Annotated in this window: 17 protein-coding genes and 2 pseudogenes; 10 read left to right on the top strand and 9 right to left on the bottom strand. The window is 70.4% G+C overall.

All coding sequences use genetic code 11. The annotated features are described in order from the left end of the window. Positions 1–65: 65 nt before the first annotated feature. Positions 66–929 carry an NAD-dependent epimerase/dehydratase family protein gene (locus NON19_RS06370; protein WP_255925678.1) on the top strand — a complete coding sequence of 288 codons (864 nt, stop codon included), beginning with the start codon at positions 66–68 and terminating at the stop codon, positions 927–929. A 431-nt stretch (positions 930–1,360) separates the two neighbouring features. On the opposite strand, the gene NON19_RS06365 is transcribed toward NON19_RS06370, so the two are convergent. After that, positions 1,361–1,822: a MarR family winged helix-turn-helix transcriptional regulator gene (locus NON19_RS06365; protein WP_255925638.1), complete on the bottom strand. Its 462-nt coding sequence runs from the start codon at positions 1,820–1,822 to the stop codon at positions 1,361–1,363. A gap of 108 nt (positions 1,823–1,930) precedes the next feature. Here NON19_RS06365 and NON19_RS06360 point away from each other — a divergent pair, with 108 nt between their 5' ends. From NON19_RS06360 to NON19_RS33590, 3 genes and pseudogenes are all read left to right on the top strand, one after another. Further along, a complete protein-coding gene (locus NON19_RS06360) occupies positions 1,931–2,890 on the top strand; it encodes a quinone oxidoreductase family protein (RefSeq protein ID WP_255925637.1) in 960 nt (319 codons plus the stop codon). Between the two features lie 774 nt (positions 2,891–3,664). After that, positions 3,665–5,155 (top strand): annotated as a pseudogene (locus NON19_RS33335) (GDSL-type esterase/lipase family protein); the annotation flags it as partial. Between the two features lie 400 nt (positions 5,156–5,555). Further along, on the top strand, positions 5,556–5,798 hold the full coding sequence (locus NON19_RS33590) for a fibronectin type III domain-containing protein (RefSeq protein WP_372514005.1): 243 nt from the start codon (positions 5,556–5,558) through the stop codon (positions 5,796–5,798). Positions 5,799–5,996: 198 nt separating this feature from the next. Here the strand turns inward: NON19_RS33590 and NON19_RS06350 are convergent. The 3 genes and pseudogenes from NON19_RS06350 to NON19_RS33330 form a co-directional block, all read right to left on the bottom strand. Beyond that, positions 5,997–6,101, bottom strand: a pseudogene (locus NON19_RS06350) (hypothetical protein); the annotation flags it as partial. A 189-nt stretch (positions 6,102–6,290) separates the two neighbouring features. Beyond that, the gene (locus tag NON19_RS06345; protein ID WP_255925632.1) at positions 6,291–6,932 is read right to left on the bottom strand and encodes a carbonic anhydrase; all 642 of its coding nucleotides are present in this window, start codon (positions 6,930–6,932) and stop codon (positions 6,291–6,293) included. 248 nt (positions 6,933–7,180) lie between these two features. Further along, positions 7,181–7,357, bottom strand: coding sequence for a hypothetical protein (locus NON19_RS33330; protein WP_308213659.1), 177 nt, complete (start codon positions 7,355–7,357; stop codon positions 7,181–7,183). A 287-nt stretch (positions 7,358–7,644) separates the two neighbouring features. Here NON19_RS33330 and NON19_RS06335 point away from each other — a divergent pair, with 287 nt between their 5' ends. After that, positions 7,645–8,667 (top strand): L-threonylcarbamoyladenylate synthase, encoded by a 1,023-nt coding sequence (locus tag NON19_RS06335; protein WP_255925677.1) that lies wholly within the window; start codon positions 7,645–7,647, stop codon positions 8,665–8,667. A 36-nt stretch (positions 8,668–8,703) separates the two neighbouring features. On the opposite strand, the gene NON19_RS06330 is transcribed toward NON19_RS06335, so the two are convergent. After that, the gene (locus NON19_RS06330) at positions 8,704–9,513 is read right to left on the bottom strand and encodes a phytanoyl-CoA dioxygenase family protein (RefSeq protein ID WP_303653412.1); all 810 of its coding nucleotides are present in this window, start codon (positions 9,511–9,513) and stop codon (positions 8,704–8,706) included. Between the two features lie 364 nt (positions 9,514–9,877). Between NON19_RS06330 and NON19_RS06325 the strand changes: the two genes are divergently transcribed. Then, positions 9,878–12,361: a SpoIIE family protein phosphatase gene (locus NON19_RS06325; protein ID WP_255925630.1), complete on the top strand. Its 2,484-nt coding sequence runs from the start codon at positions 9,878–9,880 to the stop codon at positions 12,359–12,361. A gap of 195 nt (positions 12,362–12,556) precedes the next feature. Continuing rightward, a complete protein-coding gene (locus NON19_RS06320) occupies positions 12,557–13,810 on the top strand; it encodes a SpoIIE family protein phosphatase (RefSeq protein ID WP_255925629.1) in 1,254 nt (417 codons plus the stop codon). A 27-nt stretch (positions 13,811–13,837) separates the two neighbouring features. Here NON19_RS06320 and NON19_RS06315 read toward each other — a convergent pair whose 3' ends face one another. Beyond that, the gene (locus NON19_RS06315) at positions 13,838–14,620 is read right to left on the bottom strand and encodes an NlpC/P60 family protein (protein WP_255925628.1); all 783 of its coding nucleotides are present in this window, start codon (positions 14,618–14,620) and stop codon (positions 13,838–13,840) included. A gap of 216 nt (positions 14,621–14,836) precedes the next feature. Next, a complete protein-coding gene (locus NON19_RS06310) occupies positions 14,837–15,904 on the bottom strand; it encodes an asparaginase (RefSeq protein WP_255925627.1) in 1,068 nt (355 codons plus the stop codon). A 223-nt stretch (positions 15,905–16,127) separates the two neighbouring features. Here NON19_RS06310 and NON19_RS06305 point away from each other — a divergent pair, with 223 nt between their 5' ends. From NON19_RS06305 to NON19_RS06295, 3 genes are all read left to right on the top strand, one after another. Beyond that, a complete protein-coding gene (locus NON19_RS06305) occupies positions 16,128–17,570 on the top strand; it encodes a family 2B encapsulin nanocompartment shell protein (RefSeq protein WP_255925626.1) in 1,443 nt (480 codons plus the stop codon). Between the two features lie 48 nt (positions 17,571–17,618). Next, positions 17,619–18,659, top strand: coding sequence for a family 2 encapsulin nanocompartment cargo protein polyprenyl transferase (locus NON19_RS06300; protein ID WP_255925625.1), 1,041 nt, complete (start codon positions 17,619–17,621; stop codon positions 18,657–18,659). A 328-nt stretch (positions 18,660–18,987) separates the two neighbouring features. Beyond that, positions 18,988–20,220, top strand: coding sequence for a phosphodiester glycosidase family protein (locus NON19_RS06295; protein ID WP_255925624.1), 1,233 nt, complete (start codon positions 18,988–18,990; stop codon positions 20,218–20,220). Here NON19_RS06295 and NON19_RS06290 read toward each other — a convergent pair. Then, positions 20,167–21,108: a carbohydrate kinase family protein gene (locus tag NON19_RS06290; protein ID WP_255925623.1), complete on the bottom strand. Its 942-nt coding sequence runs from the start codon at positions 21,106–21,108 to the stop codon at positions 20,167–20,169. The genes NON19_RS06295 and NON19_RS06290 overlap by 54 nt on opposite strands. Further along, positions 21,105–22,019: a pseudouridine-5'-phosphate glycosidase gene (locus NON19_RS06285; RefSeq protein ID WP_255925622.1), complete on the bottom strand. Its 915-nt coding sequence runs from the start codon at positions 22,017–22,019 to the stop codon at positions 21,105–21,107. Before NON19_RS06285 ends, NON19_RS06290 begins: the two co-directional genes overlap by 4 nt. Positions 22,020–22,033 lie beyond the last annotated feature (14 nt).

Genomic DNA, 22,033 nt, shown 5'->3' with positions numbered 1-22,033 from the left:
TTCCGGACGCCCTCGCTGCGCCCGAGGGTGGTGGTGCAAACGGAAACAGCGAGGAGACGATGACCATGCTGACACTGGTGACCGGTACGACAGGGCAGGTCGGGCGGCGCTTCGTGCCCCGGCTGCTGGCGCAGACCCGGCCGGGGGAAAGGGTACGGGTCCTGCTGAGGGACGCCTCCCGCGCGGACCGCTTCGCCGACCTCGGCGCCGAGGTCGTGCTGGGCGATCTGCGGGACGACGACGTGCTCGGCAAGGCCGTCGCCGGGGTGGACGCCGTGGTGAACGTCGCTGCCGCGTTCCGCGGGGTGCCCGACGAGGAGGCCAAGGCCGTCAACCGGGACGCGGCTGTGGCCCTGGGCCGGGCCGCGCGGGCCGCGGGTGTGCGGCGGTTCGTGCAGGTCAGTACCGGGCTCGTGTACGGCACAGGGCGCGGCCGCCCGCTGGTCGAGGAGGACGAGAGTCGGCCCGGCGGGGCGATGTGGGGCGCCTACCCCGAGTCCAAGGCCGCGGCCGAGCGGGAACTGCTCGCCCTGGACGGCCCGAACGGCCTGGACCTGCGGATCGGCCGTCTCCCCTTCGTCTACGGCGAGGGCGACCCGCACCTCGCCGACTCCCTGCGCTGGGCCGCGCACTGGGCGCCGACCCAGCGGCTGCACATGGGGCACCACGCCGACGTCGCCCAGGGGCTGCTGCGCCTGCTGTACGCCCCGGCGGTGAACGGCCCCATCCACAACATCGCCGACGACACCCCCGTCACGGCGGTCGACCTGCACCAGCTCAACGGGGCCGAACTGCCCGTCGACATGCACACCCGGACCGACCCCGACCCGTGGCTCGGGATCATGTCCACCCAGAAGATCCGCCGCGACCTCGGCTTCCGCCCGATCTATCCGAGCGTCTGGACCGCCCGAGACGCCGGAGCCCTGTGAACCGGTCAGACGCCAGTCACGTGTAGAGCCGTGAGCCGTCTAGATCTGGTCGCAGCACGCCAACTGCCTTCCCTGCCACCGCCCGGCCCCCTCACCGATCCGTACCGCCAAGGCTGTTCCCGCCGGTGAGGGCCCGGGTCGCTTACGCACCTTGCGTGCGCACGTTGTTGGTGCCCTGGTGACGGCGTGGTCACCAACTGGTAACGGTGGAGGGGGTCGTGAACGTCGCGTACTGGATCGATGCTGGCTGCTCGCTCCGTTCTGCCTCTACGGGGGCGCAGTGAAGATGGTCCACGACAGCGAGAGTAATTGGCAGTGGCTCTGGGTTGGTTGGGATCCGCCGAGCCGCGATGAATTGGCCGTGTGGCGGAGCGGCACCGCTTGTGGGCCGCGTCTTCAGTCGTGACTGCGACTTCCCAGAACCGCGGCATTCACTGAGCGGCATCGCTGGTCGCGGCTGCGTGCAGGAGTTTGGCCGCCAGAGCGCGGATGTGGGTGTGTTCCGTTGCGGTCAGAGACGTGGTCAGGGCGGTGATCTGCTGGTCGACCTCGGCGGTGATCCGCTTGGTGAGCCGCTGGCCAGCGGGGGTGAGGCTCACCAGGACGGAGCGGCCGTCGTGGGGTGAGGGCAGACGCTGGACCAGGCCGCGTTTCTCGGCGCGGGTGACCAGGCCGGTCATGGAGGACTTGTCCAGGCCCAGGTGACGGGCGAGTTCGAGCATGCCGGGTCGGCGGTCGCGCAGGACGCCCAGGAGGCGGATCTGGATGAGGGAGAGGTCGTGGTCGGACGCGACGCGGGTGAGCAAACCCTGGATCAGGAACGACAGTTGGACCAGGGCGTCCATGGTGTTCTGCGGGGCGTCGGCCAGATCCGGATTGTGACTGGGAGGCATGGTGGCTTTCTCCGCTTGACCTAGTTCGTGACACAAACTACCTTCCGGAAGGAAGGTAGTACGTGTCACCAACTATATGCGGGTCCGCCCGACCCCAGGAGGCCAACCATGTACGCCGCCGTTGTTCGCTCTTTCGGCACCCCGCCCCGCTTCGAGGACTTCCCCACCCCCACCGCCGCGGGAGAGCACGAGACGCTCGTTGACGTGCTGGCAGCCGGACTGCACCCCAGGGTGCGTTCAGCCGCCAAGGGCAGCCACTACACCTCTGACGGCAGTCTGCCCTTGATCCCCGGCTTCGACGCGGTCGGCCGCACCCCGGAGGGTGAACTTCTCTACTTCATCGCCCCCGACACCGCGCTGGGCACCATGGCCGAGCAGGCTGTCGTCGACCGCCGCCGGGCCATCGCCCTGCCCGCCAACGCCGACCCGATCGCGGTGGCCGCGGCCATGAACCCCGGCATGTCCTCCTGGGTGGCGCTACGCCGCCGCCACTCCTTCCAGCCCGGCGGCTCCGCACTGGTCCTGGGCGCGACCGGCAACGCCGGTCAACTCGCCGTCCAGATCGCCAAACACCTCGGCGCCGTCCGCGTGGTCGGCGCCGGCCGCGACCCGAAGCGCCTCGATCTGCTCAAGGGCCTCGGCGCCGACGAGGTGGTCAAACTCGACGGCGACGACAAGGACGTCGCAGACCAACTCGGGCTGGCGGCTGCGGACGTCGACGTCGTCATCGACTATCTGTGGGGTCGACCGACCCAGCAGGCCATACCCGCACTGCTGAACGCCCGCACCGACCGCTCAAAGCCCCTGGCCTGGATCCACATCGGCTCCATGGCTGGCCCGGACATCACCCTTCCCTCATACCTGCTGCGCGCCGCCAACCTGACCATCATGGGCAGCGGCCAAGGATCCGTGACCACCACCGGTATCGTCGCCGAACTGCCCTCCCTCGCCGCGGAAATCACCTCCGGGACGCTGGCCGTGAACCCCGTGCCCATCCCGCTGGCCCGGGTCGAGCAGGCGTGGCACACCCCAACCGCCCCCGGCGACCGCATCGTCCTGGTGCCCTGACCCGGGCAGCGCGCATCCAGACGACGACCTTCGAGCGCACTGAGCCGCTCGGACACCGCTACCGAGGGCACTACTGGGGACAGGGGGAGCTGCGACGCGGGTGTCGAGGCCAGTCGATAGCAGAGGCAAACAGCCATACCGGCCGCGAAGGCCACGAACCGCAACCAGGCTCCGTCAACCAAGGCAACGGGCAGTCGAGTTCAGCTGTCACGCTCGACCGCCGCACACCAAGCCGAGCGCAGACGAGGCCCGGATCGTGGCCTCGGCCCCTCAGCCCGCTCGACCCGCTCGGCCCGCTCGACCGGCGCCCTCGCGACTGCCCCCTCTGCCCGCGGCCGCCGAGGACGGCCGCAGTGACCACCGCTCAGGTATTCGGCTTCGTCGCAAGCCGACAACCTTCCACTTTCCGAGGAGTTTCCCTTGAAAAGATCATTATGTGCCGCGGTGGCGGCGCGGGTACGGGCGGCCTTCTCCACTGCCCAGGACGCGCCGCGGGGTTGCCCTGCTGGCCGTGGTGAGCAACGGCGGCAACCACCTGGCCACGGACGGCACCGGTTCGGTGGACGGCTACCTGAGCAGCGGCGGCAACCGGTGGACCGGCGGGGCAACGGCGGGGCGCCGAGGCGAGCCGGGTGGCCGCGCGCGCGACGAACCTGGGCGACCAGTGTGGTCCTCGCCCTGCTCGCGGCGGTCGTGGCGGTGGTGACAGTGCCGATCGGGACGGCCGTGGCCGCGGACCGCCCGCTGGCGAGCACTCCGCTGATCACCTGGAATATGGACGGCGCCAATCAAAGTGGATCGAACACCAACAAGTGGCAAAACAACGTGCGGACCTATGCCCGGCAGGCACAGATCGTGATGCTCCAGGAGGTCGGGCCGGGTCCGGCCGCCTCGGCCGACGCACTGCCTGCCCTGGACCGGATCACGGTGGGCCGCGACGGCACCGTCACGCACCACGCCATCCAGCACTACCGCTGGAACGTGGGCGGCGGCGGCTCGCACGGCGAGGGCGACGGCCGCGCGGACTTCCGCGACGTCTACTTCGCGCTCACCCAAAACGGGCAGGGTGGCCGGGTCAACCTGGCGATAGTGGTCGACGGGACACCGGATGAGGTCAACGTGGTGCAGAACCCGGTGGAGGCTGGCCGGATCGCGCTGGGTGTGCGCTACGGCCGGTATTGGTACTTCACCGTGCACGGCCTGTCTCCACGCGGCAACGACTCCGCCGTGCTGGTGAACGCCATCGACACCGCGGTGGATGACTGGGGGCGGACCCGGCATGTGGACTACCAATGGACGGTCGGCGGTGACTTCAACCGCGAGCCCGACGTCCTCTCCCAGAACCAGAACTTCCCGCCCGCCACCTTTACGATCAACACGCCCGTCGGCGTGGCCACCCACAACGACGGCGGCAGGTACGACTTCTTTGTCACCGACGACCTTAACGTCAATCTCGGCGACGCCTTCCTCGTCGGCGAGTTCCAGCCCCCCTCGGATCACCGCGTGGTCGGGATAGGCCGGATGCGCGCCGCGGGCGAGCAGCCGCCCGAGGAGATCAAGCTGGAGCCCCTGGGCGACGACCTCACCCAAGGAGCAGGCAGCAGCAACGGATCCGGCTTCCGCGGCGAGATCCAGGACGGGTTGGGCAAGATGACCTCGGACTCGCTCTTCGGCCATCTCCCCGGCGACTCACCGGCCCTGGCCCCGCTGTGGCCCTCACTCTCCGAGCGCGACCTGGTCGGCAGCCGACACGATGGGCGGGGGATCCCGGACACCGCCAACGAGGGCTGGCCGAGCTTCACCATCGACCAGCTCCGCCACCGGGTGGCCAACCAGCAGATCGTCCTCGTCCCCCCACACCCGCCTGCCAGCGCACACAGCGGCACGCACAAAGCCGCAGCTCCACCACCTGGCGCCACCGATCCACAACCTGCCTTCCCGCGCCCCAACGTGGTCACCCTGCTGGCCGGGACGAACGACATGCTGGGCAACGTCGACGTGGCCAACGCGCGGCAGCGGCTGGGCGGGCTGATCGACGAGATCCTCACCAGAACGCCGGACGCCGCGATCGTGGTGGGCACACTGCCGCCGTCCACCGACCCGGCCGTCCAGTCCCGCATCGACGCCTTCAACTCCGGCATGCGCCGCATGGTCGACGACCGGATCGCCCGGGGCGACCACCTGGTCCTGGTCGACCTGTCCGCGGTGACCACCAGCGATCTGGTCGACGAGGTTCACCCCGGCGACCAGGGCTACCAGAAGATGGCCGAGGCCTTTCTGGCCGGGATCTACACGGCGCTGGTCAACGACTGGGTCAAGGACCCGGTCTGCGGCGGCACCCCGAGCGACCCAGGTGGGTTGGGCTGCGGTTCCAGCTCCGCCGGGCCGGGCTGTGGCAGCGGCCCGAGCGACCCGGGTGGGTTGGGCTGCGGCGCGATGCACCATGTGATGGTCGTGGGTGATTCGATCAGCAACGGGTTCGAGGGCGACGACACCTGGCGGTACCGGCTGTGGCAGTGGGCCCAGCAGCAGAACTGGCAGGTCACCTTCGTTGGACCGCTGACCGGGACCGAGATCCCCGTGGTCGGACCCGGTCACCGGAGTAGCCCACCCCACCACCGCCCCACCACCCCTCACAGTCACCGCGACCGCAGGCGCGGGAACGGTGGACGTGAGCTGGACCCCACCCACCGGACCGCACACCGACACCATCGACCGCTACGCCGTGTGGATATACGACCAGGACACCCCCGCCGTGTACTCGCGCATCATCGGCTACCTGCCCACAGCACGAACAGCCCACGTCGACGGCTTGATCCCGGGCCACCACTACCAGGTGTTCATGGACACCTGGAACGCGGCCGGTGAAGGCAAACCTCGCATCGCCGGCACCGTGATACCCCGTTAGGGGAACGGGGGCGCGAACACAGGCGGCCCCGGGGGCTACGGACTGCCCCTCGACCCAACACGCCCAGCCGCGTGGCGAGTTCGCCCAGGACGACGGGCACTGCGGCGGGCTGGGCGGGAGAGGACGGTGGAGTACCGGTCTTTCGCCCCAGCGGATGCGGGCGCCTCGCACGAGGACATGGACACTGGCGCCTGCCTCGTGGAGGAGTGCGGCGCTCTCCAGGGCTGATTGGCCGCCGCCGACGACGGCGACTTGCTGTCTGGCGTACCGGGAGAGGTCGGTGCGCTGCCTGGTGTGCGACAAGGCGGCATCGGGTCCGGGCCCCGGGGCGCGAGGTGCAGCAGCTCGACGGGAGGTGGGCGAAGGCCGCCCTTCACGTGGCGACGACCACCGCCGAGGCCCGGATCTTCTTGCCCTTTTCGCTGAAACCCCCGCCGGGGATATCGGCAGACGAGCCTCGGCCTGCGGGAAGCGGCGCGGTGGTGCGCGGGGTCAGGACGCGGAGGACACGGGGGCGTTGAGACCAGCGGAAGCGACGATGCGGGCACTGCCGTCGGACAGCCGGTAGGCCAGGCCCACCACCGCGGCCTGCCCCGCCTTGACCCGGTCGGCGAGGACCCGGGAACGGTCCAACAGCAGGTCCCCGGTGTGTCGTACGTGCTCGGCGATGATGTCGTCGTCCTCGGTGAGCCCGGCGGCACGCGCGGCCAGGACGCTGGGGGTGACGCGCTCGATGACATCGCGCACATAGCCGCTGGCGCCGACACCGTCTTCCAGGGCGGTACGGGCGGCGGCAACCGCCCCGCACGCGTCATGCCCCAGGATGACGACCAGGGGGCAGTCCAGCACGCTCACGCCGTACTCGATGCTGCCCAGCACCTCGGGCCCCATCACATGGCCAGCGGTACGGACCACGAACAGGTCCCCCAGCCCCCGGTCGAAGATGATCTCGGCGGCTAGGCGGGAGTCGGAACATCCGAACAGCACAGCGAACGGACGCTGCACCGGTGTGGTCTCCGCACGGCGCGCGGCGTCCTGGTTCGGGTGCTGCGGCGCACCCGAGACGAACCGCTGGTTCCCGTCCAGCAACATGCGCAGGGCTTCGTCAGAGGTCAGCATCGATACATCGGTCATGACCGCACAGTACGTCCCACGCTTGGATCCGGCACACCGCAGTACGGGGTACTGTCCCCCCGGTACCGTCCCCCGGGGGACGCTGCCCAGGCCGTCTTCCGGCCGGGCACCCGACTGCGCCGCGCAGCTACCGGGTCCGCCTTCCCGGAGGCGGCGAGTCCCGCCAACCCATGACGCCTCCCCCGAGCAGGCTGAGCTAGCCGTTGTGGTGTTCCGGCTGTCCAGCCGGAACACCACAACCACCCACGTCAGGCGGGCGAGGTGACCACGCTGCCGAGGTGCCGGGCGAAGAACCGGACGGCGCTGTCGGCCTCGAACCGGGGGAGCTCTTGGAGTGCGTCCAGCAGCGCGTGGTACTCGGACACGGCCAGCTTCGCCAGGTGGTCGTTGTAGCGGACGACGATCGGGCCTTCCGCCGCCGCCATGGCCCATCAGGACCAGGGGCGCACGGTCCGCACTGGATTCGGGAGACCACAGGACACCGGGGACCCCGTTGACGGTGAAGTCACGCTCGATGATGCCGTTGGAGGTCGATGGTGCGCGGGCCGGTCGGCCGCCCTCGCGTCAACTGACGTAGCGTCACATTTTACGGTCCAGTGGGCACAGGAATCACCGGCATCGCGACCACACGTCCCGGGCTTACGCGGTGTCGTCAGACTTGGTTCGTCGTTATGCGCCGATGGGACGATGGAACGTGGACAGCGAAGCGAAGATGGAACGTGGACGGCGAAGCGTTGAGGGGATTGTGCGGGTGTCCGCAACAGTAACAAGCAGTGACATTGCGACGGCGGCCGGTGTGCTGCGCGCCGGGGGTCTGGTGGCCTTCCCGACCGAAACCGTCTACGGCCTGGGCGCAGGAGTCGAGGATCCCGCTGCGGTCGCGCGAGTCTTCCAGGTCAAGGGGCGCCCGCCCTCCCACCCGCTGATCATTCACATCGGCGGCGCGGAGGAGTTGGATGACTGGGTCGAGGAAGTGCCCCCTGCCGCGCGCCTGTTGGCTGAACGCTTCTGGCCGGGGCCTGTGACGCTGGTCCTGCGGCGCGGTCGCCGGGTGCCTCTGGAAGCGACGGGTGGACTGGAGACGGTGGCCGTGCGCGTGCCCGACCACCCGGTCGCGCTCGCGCTGCTGTCGGCCTTCGGCGGCGGTGTGGCGGCCCCGTCCGCCAACCGCTTCGGCTCGGTCAGCCCCACAACGGCCGCCCACGTCCGCACGGAGCTCGGTGATGCGGTCGACTTCGTGCTGGACGGTGGCCCCTGCCAGGTCGGCGTCGAGTCGACCATCGTCGACGCCACGGGCGACGCTTTGAGCGTCCTTCGGCCCGGCGGGGTGACGCGCGAGGACCTTGAAGCGGTGCTGGGGCGCCCGCTTGCGGTCCCCTCCACCAGCCGCGTTCGGGTACCGGGGCAGCATCCCTCCCACTACGCGCCGCGGGCGCGGGTCGTCCTCGTCGAACCCGAGAAAGTCGTCGCCGAAGCGGAGCTCGCGCAGGAGCTCGGGCACCGGGTGGGCGTTTTTCTTCCCCCCTCCCTCGCAGGCACCCCGGTGAAGGCGCACGCCGTGGTGACGGTCCCCGGTTCGATGGCCGCTTACGCGCGCGGGCTGTACGGGTTCCTGCGCGAACTCGACCAGGAAGGCTGCGACCTCATCGTCGCGTCCTTGCCGGTGGAGGAAGGGCTGGGTCTGGCGATCGCCAACCGGCTCCGCCGCGCCGCCGGACCCCGGCCCTCCAGGTGACCTGCACCAACGCCGTTCCAGGCCTGCCCACAGCGGTCAGGGCTGTCGGGCAGGGGTATGCCGGACGGACAAGGAGCTGTCCCGGCCGTCAGGTCGGCGCAATCCAGCCAGAACCGCCCGTTCGACCGGGGACGGCGCGGGGCTGTCCAGATCGAGCAGTCCCATCGGCTCCAGCGGTGGCTGGGCGAGGAACCGGGGCGTGCTTCCGCCGTGCCGCTGGGCGGCGTGGATGAGGAACGGGTGGCACAAGAACACGTCCCCCGCCCTGCCGGTGGCGGCCACCTCGCGGCGGCCCGCCGAGGCCGCAGCGGCCTGCGCGCACAACGGGAACCATGCCCCGCCCTCCTCGCCTGCGGTGGCGAGCAGCGGCGGCACATCGAGATGCGAGCCGACGCGGATGCGGGTGGGAGCGTCGTCCGGGCCGACGTCCGAGAAGAGGAAGAGCATCAGCAGCGCGCGCCCCCGCGAGCGCAGGCTCACCCTGTACTCACCCGTCTCAGCCGCCCAGCCCGCGTCGAGGTGCCAGCCGTCGTCCCCCGGGGCCTTCTCGCTCGGGAAGCGGATCGGGAAGGTACCCAGCCCAAGGGGGGCGCGCCAACGCCCCGCTCCCGCCAATTGGTCATAGGCCGCGTGCAGCGCGGGGGTGTTGGCCGCCTCGCGGAACGCCGGGGTGTCCAAGCCGCCGATCCGCACGACCGGCTCGGTCCAGCTCCCGGGATCGGTGGGGGAACAGCCGGTCGCCTCCCACAACTGCGCGCGGCACTCCTCCACCGTGGCCCGGGGCACAGCGCCTGGGACGCGTACGAAACCGTCCGCGACGAAGGACTCGACCTCCGCGTCGGTCAGCACCAGCAGTCTCCACGGGCTCGGCTCATCAGCTACCGGTGCAGTCTGACCGAGCGGTCGTACGACGCCAAGCCAATTTCCATGTCAGGTGAGGGGCACACCGGTCGCCAGTGGTCGCCCGGACAGGCCCAAGCGATCACGCACAGTCGTGATCCTTACCGGTAGGACTCTCAGTGGCACAGGCGAAAGCCGCCGCTGCCCGGCATAGGCGGTGCCGTTTGGGCGCCGAACCGCCGGGAGGAGCAGTGTCGCTGATTCCCACCGCCAGACAGTCCGGCCCCGCCCTTGTTGATCTGGGCGGTCGCAAAAGCACACCTGCCGTAGGAACATCGAAACCACGGCCCGTGCGTTCTAGGTGGTGGCGATGGGCACATCGGCGCTGTTGTTCAGCGAGAGTCCCGAAGATCCGTTCTCCCTGTACCGTGCCGCCTCTGCGGTGCTCGACGAGAACGGCACGGTCGTGGGCTGGAGTGACCGCGCGGAGGAACTGCTGGGGTTCCCGGCCGACGAGGCGATCGGGCGGCGTTGGCAGGAGTTCCTGATCGATCCCGACGACCTGCCGACCGCTCGAGCCGCTGCTGCCGAGAGCGTGAAGGCGGGGGGCTGGTTCGGGGTGATGCCCCTCCGGCACCGTGATGGTCGGCGAGTGGAGATGGGATTCCGGGCCCGGGTCGTGAAGCGTGGCGCGAGCGTCCGTGAGTGGTCCCTGGTGGGTGCGCCAGCTGCGGAGGTCATCTCCTGGCAGCGGGACCGGGCGCTGCTGGACGGGCTGTACTACCGGTCGCCGATCGGTCTCATCATCCATGATCCGGATCTGCGGTTGGTGCGGGTCAACCGTGCGGTGGAGAAGGTGGGCGATATCCCGGCTGGGGAACTGGTGGGAACCCGCACCGGTGAAGTGCTCGTCAGCGAGGACGCCCAGGCCGCGGTCGACCGCGTGCGACGGGTGCTGGATACCGGGAAGCCGTCGATCTTCACTGAGCAGTCCTGCCGCATGTGCAAGGACCCTGGGCGGGAGCGGGTGGTGTCCGCCTCGGCGTTCCGGATGGAGGACTCCTCCGGCCGGATCCTCGGCGTGGCCGAGACGATCGAGGACGTCACCGACCGCTACCGGGCCCGGCGTCGGCTCGCGCTGCTCAACGATGCCGCCGCGCGGATCGGAACCACCCTCGACGTGCGGCAGACCGCTCGGGAACTGGCCGAGTTGGCGGTTGCCGGTCCGGCCGACCACGCCTCGGTCGACCTGCTGGAACCGGTCCTCGTCGGCGACGAGCCGTGCCACGAGGGGACCGCGACGCCGGTTGTCCGCACGGCCTGGGCCCCCGAACCCTGCGGCTTCGCGTACGCGGTGGGTGAGCGGGTACCACTGGCACCGGAATCGCCCCAGGCGAGGAGCCTGGCCGAGCGGCGGCCGATCCTGGAACGGCAGGTGACGCTGCGCCCGCGGTGGTACGGCCTGGAGGGGGCGCGGGCCGAGCACGCCATGGGCGTGGGTCTGCACTCGCTGATCGTGGTGCCGCTGAGGGCACGGGGCGTGGTGCTGGGGGTGGTGAGCCTGTGGCGGTCGCGGCGGTCCCAGTCGTTCGACGAGGACGACTTGATGGTGGTCGAGGAGTTCGCCTCACGCGCCGCCGTCTGCATCGACAACGCCCGCCGTTTCACCCAGCAGCAGCGCGCCGCCCTCACCCTGCAGCGCAGCCTGCTGCCCGGCGAGGTGCCTGAACAGTCGGCCCTTGAGGTGGCCCATCGCTACCTTCCCGCAAGGGGCGAGCCCGGCATCGGCGGTGACTGGTTCGACGTGATCCCGCTGTCCGGGGCCCGCGTCGCCCTCGTCGTGGGAGACGTGGTCGGACACGGGATCCACGCGGCGGCGACGATGGGCCGCCTGCGCGCCGCCGTGCACACCCTGGCCAGCCTCGACCTGGAACCCGACGAGGTGCTGGCCCGGCTGGACGACCTGGTCAGCCTGCTCGCCGCGGAGCAGGAGTCGAACGCCGACCGGCGCCCGTCGGCCGTTGAGCAGGTGGTCGGGGCGACCTGCCTCTACGCGGTCTACGACCCGGTCTCCCGGCACTGCTCCCTGGCCCGCGCCGGGCACCCCGCACCGGCGGTGGCCACGCCGGACGGCACGGTGACCGTGCCGGATCTGCCCGTCGGCCCACCGCTCGGCCTGGGCGGACTGCCCTTCGAAGCATGCGATCTCGACCTTCCCGAGGGCAGCCTGCTCGCCCTCTACACCGACGGCCTCGTGGAGGCACGCGACGGCGACATCGAGGCCGCACTGGCCGACCTGCGTGAGAAGCTCGCCCACCCCGCCGAGCCGCTGGAACACACCTGCCAAGCTGTGGTCGACGCCCTGCTGCCCGCGGCGCATCAACCCACCGACGACATCGCACTGCTCGTCGCCCGTACCCGTGTGCTCCCGCCGACGAACGTCGCCACCTGGGAGATTCCCATGGAGGCGACAGCCGCCGCCCGCGCTCGCGAGCTGATCACGGCGAAACTGACCGAGTGGGGGCTGGCGGACCTGCTCTTCACCACCGAACTGGTCGTCAGCGAGCTCGTGACTAACGCCTACCGCTACGCCGCTGGCCCCGTGACACTGCGGCTCATCCGCACACAGAGCCTGACCTGCGAGGTGTCCGACGCCAGCCACACCTCCCCACACCTGCGCCGGGCCCGCAGCACGGACGAGGGCGGCCGCGGCCTCTTCCTGGTCGCGCAGCTCACCGACCGATGGGGCACCCGCTACACCCGCGACGGCAAGACTGTCTGGACCGAGCAGCCTCTCCCGTTCTCACGTCCACCCGCCAATGCCGAACCCACGGCCAGTTCCGCAGGCGTCTGAGCACGGCCAGGTCCGCTGCCCTGCCGCATCGGTGCTGTTTCGTCTGTATCCACAACTTCGTCTGTGTCCACACTGACCCGAGCGGAGACAAGTGCGCTGCCCCGTGCCCAACAGCGCACTCGGCGCGCGCCGGGGCTGGGCGTTTCGTAGATTGATGAGGAGGGTTCCCTGGGGGGAACTGGCAGGGACAAGCGTGTGAGGGCACCGGAGACCGACTACTCGGCGGTGTTCGCCGCAATTCCGAGCCCGTGCCTGGTGCTCGGCACGGACCTGGTGATCGTCGACGCCAACTTGGCCTTCTGCGAGGTGACCGGTCGAAGCCGGGCCGAGCTGGTCGGGCAGTACCTCTTCGACGCCTTCCCCGACAACCCCGCCGACCCGCAGGCCGACGGGGTGGCGAATCTGAAAGCCTCGCTGCACCGGGTCCTCTCCTCCGGTCAGACCGACCACATGGCGATGCAGAAGTACGACACCCCGATCGCCGGCCACCCCGGAGTGTTCAAGCAGCAGTGGTGGACCGCGATCAACGTGCCGATCCTCGGCCCGGACGGAAAGGTCGCATGGATCGTCCACCGGTCCGAGGACATGACCGACGTCGTCCTCGCCCGCCGCCTGACGCACCCGCCGTCAGGCCGGTCCGGCCGGGCAGCGGCGATGGAAGCCGAGTTGTACGCACGGGCGCGGCAGCTGCAGCGGTTGAACGAGGAGCTACGGCAGGCTCACGCGCGTGAGCGGCGCATCGCCATCGCCCTGCAAGAAGCCATGCTCCACACCCCCGACCTGGCCCAGCACCCGAACGTCGCCGTGCGCTACCTGCCCGCGTCCGGATCACTGAACGTGTGCGGCGACTGGTACGACACGGTCGATCTGCCCCACGACCGCTTCACCGTGGCGGTCGGGGACGTCGTCGGCCACGGCCTGAGTGCCGCCGCCGTGATGGGGATGCTGCGCAGCGCGCTCAGCGCCGCCACCCGCACCGTCCACGGCCCCGCCCAGGCCCTGGAGGCTCTGGGGCTGTATGCCCGCTCGGTCGAGGGAGCGCTGGCCGCCACCGCCGTCCAAGTCCTCATCGACTGCCACAACCGCCTGCTCGTCTACAGCAGCGCCGGCCACCCCCCGCCCATCCTGCTGCACCCCGACGGCACCTGCGTGCTGCTCGACCAGGCCACCGACCCGCCGCTGGGCGCTCGCCCCGAACACGTCCCCCGCCCCCAGGCCACCACGACCTACACCCCCGGCGACACGCTCATCCTCTACACCGACGGCCTGATCGAACGCCGCGGTGAGGACATCGAAGTCGGCCTGACCCGCCTGACCTCGGCGCTCGCCACCTGCACCGGGTTCGGCGCGGACCACCTTGCCGACACCCTGCTCGCCCGCCTTGACCTCACCGGCGGCGCAGGCGACGACATCGCCATGGTCGTCGTCCGCCTGGAATCATCACCATGATCAGGTCCCGGCATGCGCACGTCCTCGCTACTTCGCTCCCCTCCCCCGTCCGCGTGCCAGGGGCCCGGGATCGTCGTCCGGGTCGGTCACGTCCGGGGGCGCGGCGTCCTGGATTCTGTTGTAGCGGTAGGGGCGGTAGCGGTGGGTGGAGAGGTAGTTGCGGGTGTAGAAGTGGTCGTCCTCGCGGGCGGTGGTGCCGGAGTGTGCCTCTTCCAGGATCATGGCCGTGGTGCGGTTGGCGTCGGCCCAACCCTTGAACAGCACCACGTGCGTTGAGATGTTGTCGAGCATGTCGCCCGGCTGGAGGTCGTCCAGCGAGTTCAACTCGGTGGCGAAGTTCGTCAGCGTGCCGGTGGTCTCGCCGTAGTTGTTCGCCTGGCTGGACGGCAGGCTCCAGGCCATGGACACGAAGCCGGAACAGTCCTGCCGATAGGTTCCGTTGCTGTCGCTGTTGTACGCGTTGCGGTTGTACGGCACGCCCTCGGCGATCCAGCTCTGGGCCCGCGCCATCACCACGCTCCGGCTGATGGGCTTGCCGGTCTGGGCGGCCGTCGAGCGGGGCACGAGCCGACTGGACAGCACGGCGGACCTGGTGCCGGTGGCGAGTTGCGCCGCGGTGGCCGTGGTCGGGTTGGCGACGGTCGGCTCGAAACGGGTGCTGTGCGGCTTGGCCCTCGCCTGGGACACGGCCACGGGCACGGCCGCGTCCGCGTGCGCGACGGCATGGCTGGCGGGGCCGCTCAGGGCCACATCGGCGCTGGCGGCGACGGTGACGGACAGCACGAGGAGCATGCGGACGCTAGGGGGCACGGACCCGTTACTACCTCGAAAAAGGCAGGAAATGTGGTAAATCACCAGGAATGACGCGGCATGCCACCCATCCCGCCGGAGCAGTCTTAGCCCTGACGGGGGGTCAGGGACTTTGCCGGGACGGAACGTTTCGGATATCGGCGCCCCCGGGGGCGTCGGACGGCGGACGGTCATCGTCATCAGCGACCGCCCGGCCGGAAGCCGACCGGCACCCGCTCAACCGCGCCGACCGATCGCCTCGAACGCGGCGGTGATCTGCGGGAGTTGGCTCCCGGTCGCCAGCAGCCGGTGCAGTAGCAGTCGGGCCTTGTGCGGGGTGAGGTCACCGCCGCGGATCAGCCCCCGGGACAGCAGGTCGCGCTCCGAGCCGGGGAAGCCGTAGGTGGCGGCGAGCACCGGTCCCGCTCCGGTACGCGAGGTGAGCACCACGGGGATCCGCGCCGCAAGCCGTTCCAGCGGCGCCACCAGCCGCTCGGGCACGTGGCCGACGCCGAACCCGGCGACGACCAGCCCATGGCACCGCTCCACGGCGCCGTCCAGCAGCAGCTCCAGCCACAGGCCGTCGTCGCCGAGGGTGACCGTGTGCAGCAGCACCCGGACGTCGTCACGGACCACGTCACCAGTCAGCCGCCCGGCGGTGCGGTACGGCAGACCGTGGTGGAGCCACACCTGTCCCTCGGCCACCAGGCCGAGCGGGCCGGAGCCCGGGGAGGTGAACGCGGCCGGACTGGTGCTGTGCCCCTTGGCGACCGTGCGCGCGGCATGGATCTCGTCGCCTAGCACCACCACGCACCCCGCGCCGCGCAACCGCGGGCAGGACGCGGTGACGACGGCCGCGTACAGGTTGGCCGGGCCGTCGGGGCCGGGCTGCGTCGGGTTGCGCAGCGCGCCGGTGACGACGACGGGGATGGCGGACCGGTGCAGCAGGTCCAGGTAGAAGGCGGTCTCCTCGATGGTGTCGGTGCCCTGGACGACCACGACGCCGTCGGCGCCGCCGGACGCCTCCGCCTCGATGGCGGCGTGCAGGGCGTCCAGATCGGCCAGTGACAGCGAGGCGCCGGGCAGGTTGCGGATGTCGCGCACGCTCAGCGACACGCCGAGTTCCGTCAAACCTGGTACGGAGTCGAGGAGTTGGCGGGCGGAGAGCGCGGGACGCACGGCTCCCGTCGCTGGGTCCGCGGTCATCGCGATGGTTCCGCCGAGGGTGAAGACCGCAACGCTCGGGCCACGCCGATCGGCCGATTCCGCAACCACATCGATCGCCTCATTTCCGTTCTCATTCATCGCCTTCATAACGCGGTCGTTCCCACCACACGGAACCTCCTACACCGCTTCCGCACCGGCCCCGACGAGGCGCTGTGCGGTGCCGTTGAGCAGGGGCGTACGGGGGCGCACCACGAATCGCGCAACTGTACCGTCGTTTCACCTGAACGTGTGATGACAACCGTTGCAACTGACCGTCACCATTGATTTGCAGGCCACATGAGTTCAGGGGAGGGGACTTTCGATGTCGGTCGATGCTGGCGTTGGCGTTGAATCAGGTGGGGTATCCGGCAGCGCTCCTTCACCAAATGGTCGAACGCAGTTGAGCCTTGGCACCGCTGCGGCACGGAACCTGGCGACCACCACCAAGTCCGCACCGCAAATGCAGGGCATTACCTCGCGGTGGCTGCTGCGCGTACTTCCATGGGTCCAGGTTTCCGGCGGTACCTATCGGGTGAACCGAAGGCTGACCTATACGGTGGGCGATGGACGTATCACCTTCATCCAGAGCGGCTCCGAGGCCCGGGTGATCCCCGAAGAACTCGGTGAGTTGCCGGTGCTGCGCGGTTACGACGACATGGATGTGCTCAACGCGCTGGCCGATCGGTTCACGCAACACGAGTTCGCCGCCGGGCAGGTCATCACGGAGGCGGGGGCGCCCGCCGATCAGGTCTACCTGGTCGTGCACGGCAAGGTGAACAAGATCGGCACGGGCAAGTACGGTGAACAGGCCGTGCTGGGCGTACTCGCGGACGGCGACCATTTCGGCAACCAAATGCTGGCGCAGGACGACGGCAGTTGGGAGTTCACCGCCAAGGCCGTGACTCCGGTGACAGTGCTCGGGTTGCCGAAGGCGGACTTCCGGGCGATCGCCGAACAGTCGGAATCGCTGCGGGAACAGATCCAGCGGTTCCTGAGCGGAACGCAACTGGCGAAGAACAAACACGGTGAGGCCGCCATCCATCTGGCGTCCGGCCATGAGGGCGAGCCGGATCTGCCCGGCACCTTCGTGGACTACGAACTTTCGCCGCGCGAGTACGAGTTGAGCGTCGCCCAGACGGTGCTGCGGGTACACAGCAGGGTCGCCGATCTCTTCAACCACCCGATGAACCAGGTCGAGCACCAGTTGCGGCTGACGATCGAAGCGCTCCGTGAACGCCAGGAGCACGAACTCATCAACAACCGTGATTTCGGGCTTCTTTACAACGCCGACTACAGCCAGCGGATTCACACCCGGTCCGGCCCGCCCACCCCGGACGATCTCGACGAGCTCATCAGTCGGCGCCGTAACCCCCAGTTCCTGTTGGCCCATCCGCAGACCATCGCCGCGTTCGGCCGGGAGTGCAACCGGCTCGGCATCTATCCGGGCAGCATTGATTTCCATGGTCATGCGGTGCCGTCCTGGCGCGGACTGCCGCTGCTGCCGTGCAACAAGATCCCGATCAACGGCGGCCACACCAGCTCGATCATCGTCCTGCGGGTCGGCGAGGACAATCAGGGCGTCGTCGGGCTGCACCAGATCGGGCTGCCCGACGAATACGAGCCGGGTCTTTCGGTGCGCTTCATGGGCATCAACGAAAAGGCCATCATCTCCTATCTGGTGAGCGCCTACTACTCGACCGCGATCCTGGTCCCCGACGCCATCGGCATCCTGGAGAACGTGGAGGTCGCCCGCGCCCATAGTTGAGGGTCTTCCCATCCCAGCGGTCACTGACGAAATCGAGGTGTGGCAAGCATGGGAATGTCAACGCTCGACCGAGAGGGCCATGAGGCCGCGGAGATACTGTCCCGTGCCCGGCTCACCGTGGATCCCGCGTTACGTACGGCGGTTGGGTCGCTGCCCGAGTCGATGCGCCGTATCGCCGGGTACCACTTCGGTTGGCTGAACGCCGACGGCTCCCCGGCGTACGGCGACGCGGGCAAGGCGATCCGTCCAGCTCTGGTGCTGGCCGCCGCGCATGCGCTCGGCGGCCAGCCCGGTCCGGCGGCACCGGCCGCGGCGGCGGTGGAGCTGGTGCACAACTTCACCCTGCTGCACGACGATGTGATCGACCGCGACGCGACCCGCCGCCACCGTCCGGCGGCCTGGGCGGTGTTCGGCACCGACGACGCCATCCTGGCAGGTGACGCCCTTCAGGCCCTGGCGTTCAGGTTGCTGACCGAGGACACCCATCCGGCGGCCAACAGGGCCGCGACCCGGCTCGCCGAGTGCGTCATCGAACTGTGCGACGGCCAGCACGCGGACTCCGAGTTCGAGCGGCGTGCGGATGTCTCGCTCAACGAGTGCCTGGCCATGGCCGAGGCGAAGACCGGAGCACTGTTGGGGTGCGCCTGTGCGCTGGGTGCGTTGTACGCCGGTGCCGATGACACGACAGCGGACGCACTGGACGCCTTCGGCCGCCAGGTGGGGTTGGCGTTCCAGCTGATCGATGACCTGATCGGCATCTGGGGGGACGCGGTGGTCACCGGCAAGCCGGTCGGGGCTGACCTGGCGGCCCGTAAGAAGTCTCTGCCGGTGGTGGCGGCGCTGCGTTCGGGGACGCTGGCCGGGGCCGAGCTGGCCCGGATCTACGTCGGCGGTGATCCGCTGTCCACCGATGACGTCGTCCGCGCGGCGGAGGCCATCGAGCGGGCGGGCGGCCGTGACTGGGCTCAGGCGCAGGCCTGTGACCGGATGGCGGGAGCCATCGACCATCTGTCGGCAGTCGTCCCCGACGGCGTCGCCGCCGGGGACCTCCTGGCGCTGGCCGAACTGGTGACCCGCAGGAACCGCTAGGGCTCAACCGGTGGTACGGCGCAGCCGTACCACGGGATTTTCCCCTCAAGTGCCGCAGCGCAGGGCGCACCGTTCTCCGCGTGCCCTGGGTGCCGCCGGAACTCTCGTACAGTTCGGCCTGTCCAACGTTGCACGGTGTTCGACGCTGGCCTCCTTCCCCCAACAGCACTCAAAAGTAGGGCAGTCGGTGCGGAGTTCCTCGAACAGACAGTGTCCGTATCCCTCGTGTTGCCGGAGAGCGTGGTGACATGCCATGAGTCCGCGAACCATTCGATCGGCGGCAGGATCTATTGCGGAAGTGACAAGAAAGCCGACCTCAGGGGGCATCATGAGACCGCGACCGCGAAGACTGCGTACTGCCTTGGCGGTACTCGCCGCATGCGGCGCGCTGTTGGCGGAGGCCGGGACGAGTACGGCGCAGGCCGCTCCGGCGGTGAGTCTGCGGGCCGGTGCGCAAGGGGTGATCGCTCCCGGGGTGCGGTACGAGGAGTTCTCGGTGCGCGCCTCGCACGGCACGGTGTACGGGCATCTGCTCATCGCGGACCTGACTAACCGTCATGTGTCGGTGGACCTGCTGACGCCGGGCGCGGTGGCGGCCCGGGAGCCGCTCTCCGCGATGGCCGACGCACGGGGTGCGGTGGCCGGGGTCAACGGGGACTTCTTCGACATCAGCGAGGTACAGCACCCCGGTGTGGTCGCCACCGGCGCGGCGGTCGGCCCGGCGGTGGAGGACGGGGTGCCGGTCAAGGCGGCGGTGCCGGACGGTCAGCGCTTCGGTCCGCCGCTGCCACCGGGCACCTCGACCCGGGATGTGATCGCGGTGGGCGACAACCGGGTGGCGCGGCTGGCCCGACTGACGTTCAGCGGATCGGTCTCCACCGCTGACGGAACGATTCCACTGCGCGGTTTCAACCAGTACGCGCTGCCGGTGGGCGGGGTCGGCGTCTACACCTCGCGCTGGGGAACCGTCTCCCGGGAGCGGGCGGTGTGCGGTACGGACCGGCTGCGGGCGGCCAGGTGCAGTCGGGAGGCCTATGAGGTGACGGTTCGCGGCGGCCGGGTGACCGCGGTGTCCAGCAGGCCTGGTGCGGGGGCGGTGCCGCGGGACGGCTTCGTGCTGGTGGGTCGGGACGGTGGGGCGCGGGCGCTGCGGCGGCTGCGGCCGGGGTCCCGGGTGCGGTTGAGCGACGGTCTGTCGGGCGCGGCGGGGCTGCGGTTCGCGGTCGGCGGCTTCCCGGTTCTGCGCGGTGGCAGTCCGCTGGCCGGTCTTGACGCGGTGGTCGCGGCGACCCGTTCGGCGGCCGGATTCGGGGCGGGCGGGCGCCGGTTGTATCTGCTGGCGCTGGACGGCGACGCGGAACGGGATGCCGGGTTGACCATCGCGGAGTTGGCGAGTGTGATGCGGCAGCTCGGCGCCGAGTCCGCGGTGGACCTGGACGGCGGCGGCTCCTCCACGCTGGTGGCCCGCGCGCCGGGCAGCCACCGGGTGACGGTGCGCAACCATCCGTCAGGCGGGGCCGAGCGTCCGGTGCCGGAGGGTGTCGGGCTGTTCTCCCGCTAGCCGATCGGGTGGGCGCCCTCCCACGGTGGCGACGGCCTGTGCGCCGGTTCGGCATCCGGCGGCGGCCGCCTCCACCGGGTCCGCGCCGTGCAGCAGCGCCGCCAGGAAGCCACCGGTGAAGGCGTCACCGGCGCCCGTGGTGTCCACCGGTGTGCTGGGCACCGGTGGGACGCGGACGGTGGGCGCGCCGCGCCGTGCGACGAGCGCGCCCTGGGCGCCGAGAGTCACCACGACGGTGTGGTGCTCCCCGGTCAACTCGCAGGCGGCGTCGGCCGTTTGGCGCTGGCCGGTCAGCAGCCGGGCCTCCGCCGCGTTGGGCAGCAGCAGATCGGCGCCGCGTAGGGTGGCGCGCAGCACGCCCACCCCGGTGCGGGCCATGAAGCCGGTGGACGCCGGATCCGCACTGACCGTCACACCGCGCTGCCGGGCCCGGGCGATGGCGAGCGCGGCCAGCCGTCGACCGGTCGCGGCGAACAGCGGGTAGCCGGACAGATGCAGGTGCCCCACGCCGTCCAGCAGTTGGTCGTCCCAGTCGTCGGGGCCGAGGTGGACGGCGGCGCCGCTGTCGGTGACCAGGGTGCGTTCGCCGCCGCCGTCCACCAGGGCGATCACCACGGCGGTCGGCTGGTGGTGGTCGATGCGCAGTACCGGCCGCACGCCGTCGGCGAGCAGCGCGTCCCGGTGCCATGCGGTGTCGGCGGCTCCCACCCGGGCCAGCAGCCGCGCGTCGGTGCCGCAACGCGCCGCCCAGGCCGCGGCGTTGGCCCCGGCCCCGCCCGGGCGTACCGCGATCCGGGCGGGGGTGTCGGTGTCCGGGGCGAGCGCTCCGCTGTGCCGGGCCACGATGTCGGTGACCACCTCGCCGATCACCAGCAGTCCCCGTGTCACCGGCCACCGGCCCAGGCGCCCGCGATGGCGGCGGCCAGCGTCACGTTGCCGCGCACCGCGACCAGGTTGGCCTCCAGCGAGGCGCCGCTGGTGTGGCGCACCAGGTGGTCCAGCAGGTACGGGGTGGTGGCCTGGCCGGTGACGCCCTCGCTGGCCGCGGCGTTCAGCGCTTCGTTGAGTACCTGGTCGTGCAGCCGGGGGTCGAGTTGCTGGTCCTCGGGTACCGGGTTGGCGACGATCAGGGCGGAGTCCGGGCCGTCGAGCGCGTCCTGGGCGCGCATCACGGCGGCGACCTCGGCCGGTTCCCGTACCGTCCAGTCCACGGGCTGGCCCGAGCTGTGCAGGTAGAAGCCGGGGAAGGTGGTGGTGCGGTAGCCGAGGACGGCCACCCCGAGGGTTTCCAGGCGTTGCAGCGTGGCGGGGACGTCAAGGATGGACTTCACCCCCGCGCACACCATGGTGATCCGGGTGCGGGCGAGCAGCCGCAGGTCGGCCGACTCGTCCTGGGTGCTGGTCCAGTCGCGGTGCACACCGCCCAGTCCGCCGGTGGCGAAGATCCGCAGACCCGCTCTGGCGGCGAGGAAGGCGGTGGCGGAGACGGTGGTGGCACCGCTGGCCCCGGTCGCGATGGCGGGCGCCAGGTCGCGATGGCCCAGCTTGCGCAGCGCGGTGTCGCTGGCGATCCGTTCCAACTGGGCGGCGTTCAGGCCGACATGGGGTACGCCGTCGAGTACGGCGATGGTCGCCGGGACCGCTCCGCCGTCCCGGACCAGCGCCTCCAGTTCGGTGGCGACGCGTAGGTTGCGGGGCCGGGGCAGGCCGTGGGAGATGATGGTCGACTCCAGGGCGACCACCGGGGCCGCGCGCCGCAGGGCGTCGCGGACCTCGGCGGAGAGTTCGATGACGGGCATGTGCGGCCTCCTGC

It is taken from the genome of Streptantibioticus rubrisoli (assembly GCF_024436055.1).
Classification (GTDB): Bacteria; Actinomycetota; Actinomycetes; order Streptomycetales; family Streptomycetaceae; genus Streptantibioticus_A; species Streptantibioticus_A rubrisoli.
The sequence above is the reverse complement of the archived record's forward strand: the minus strand, read 5'-3'. Positions and strand labels throughout refer to the sequence as shown.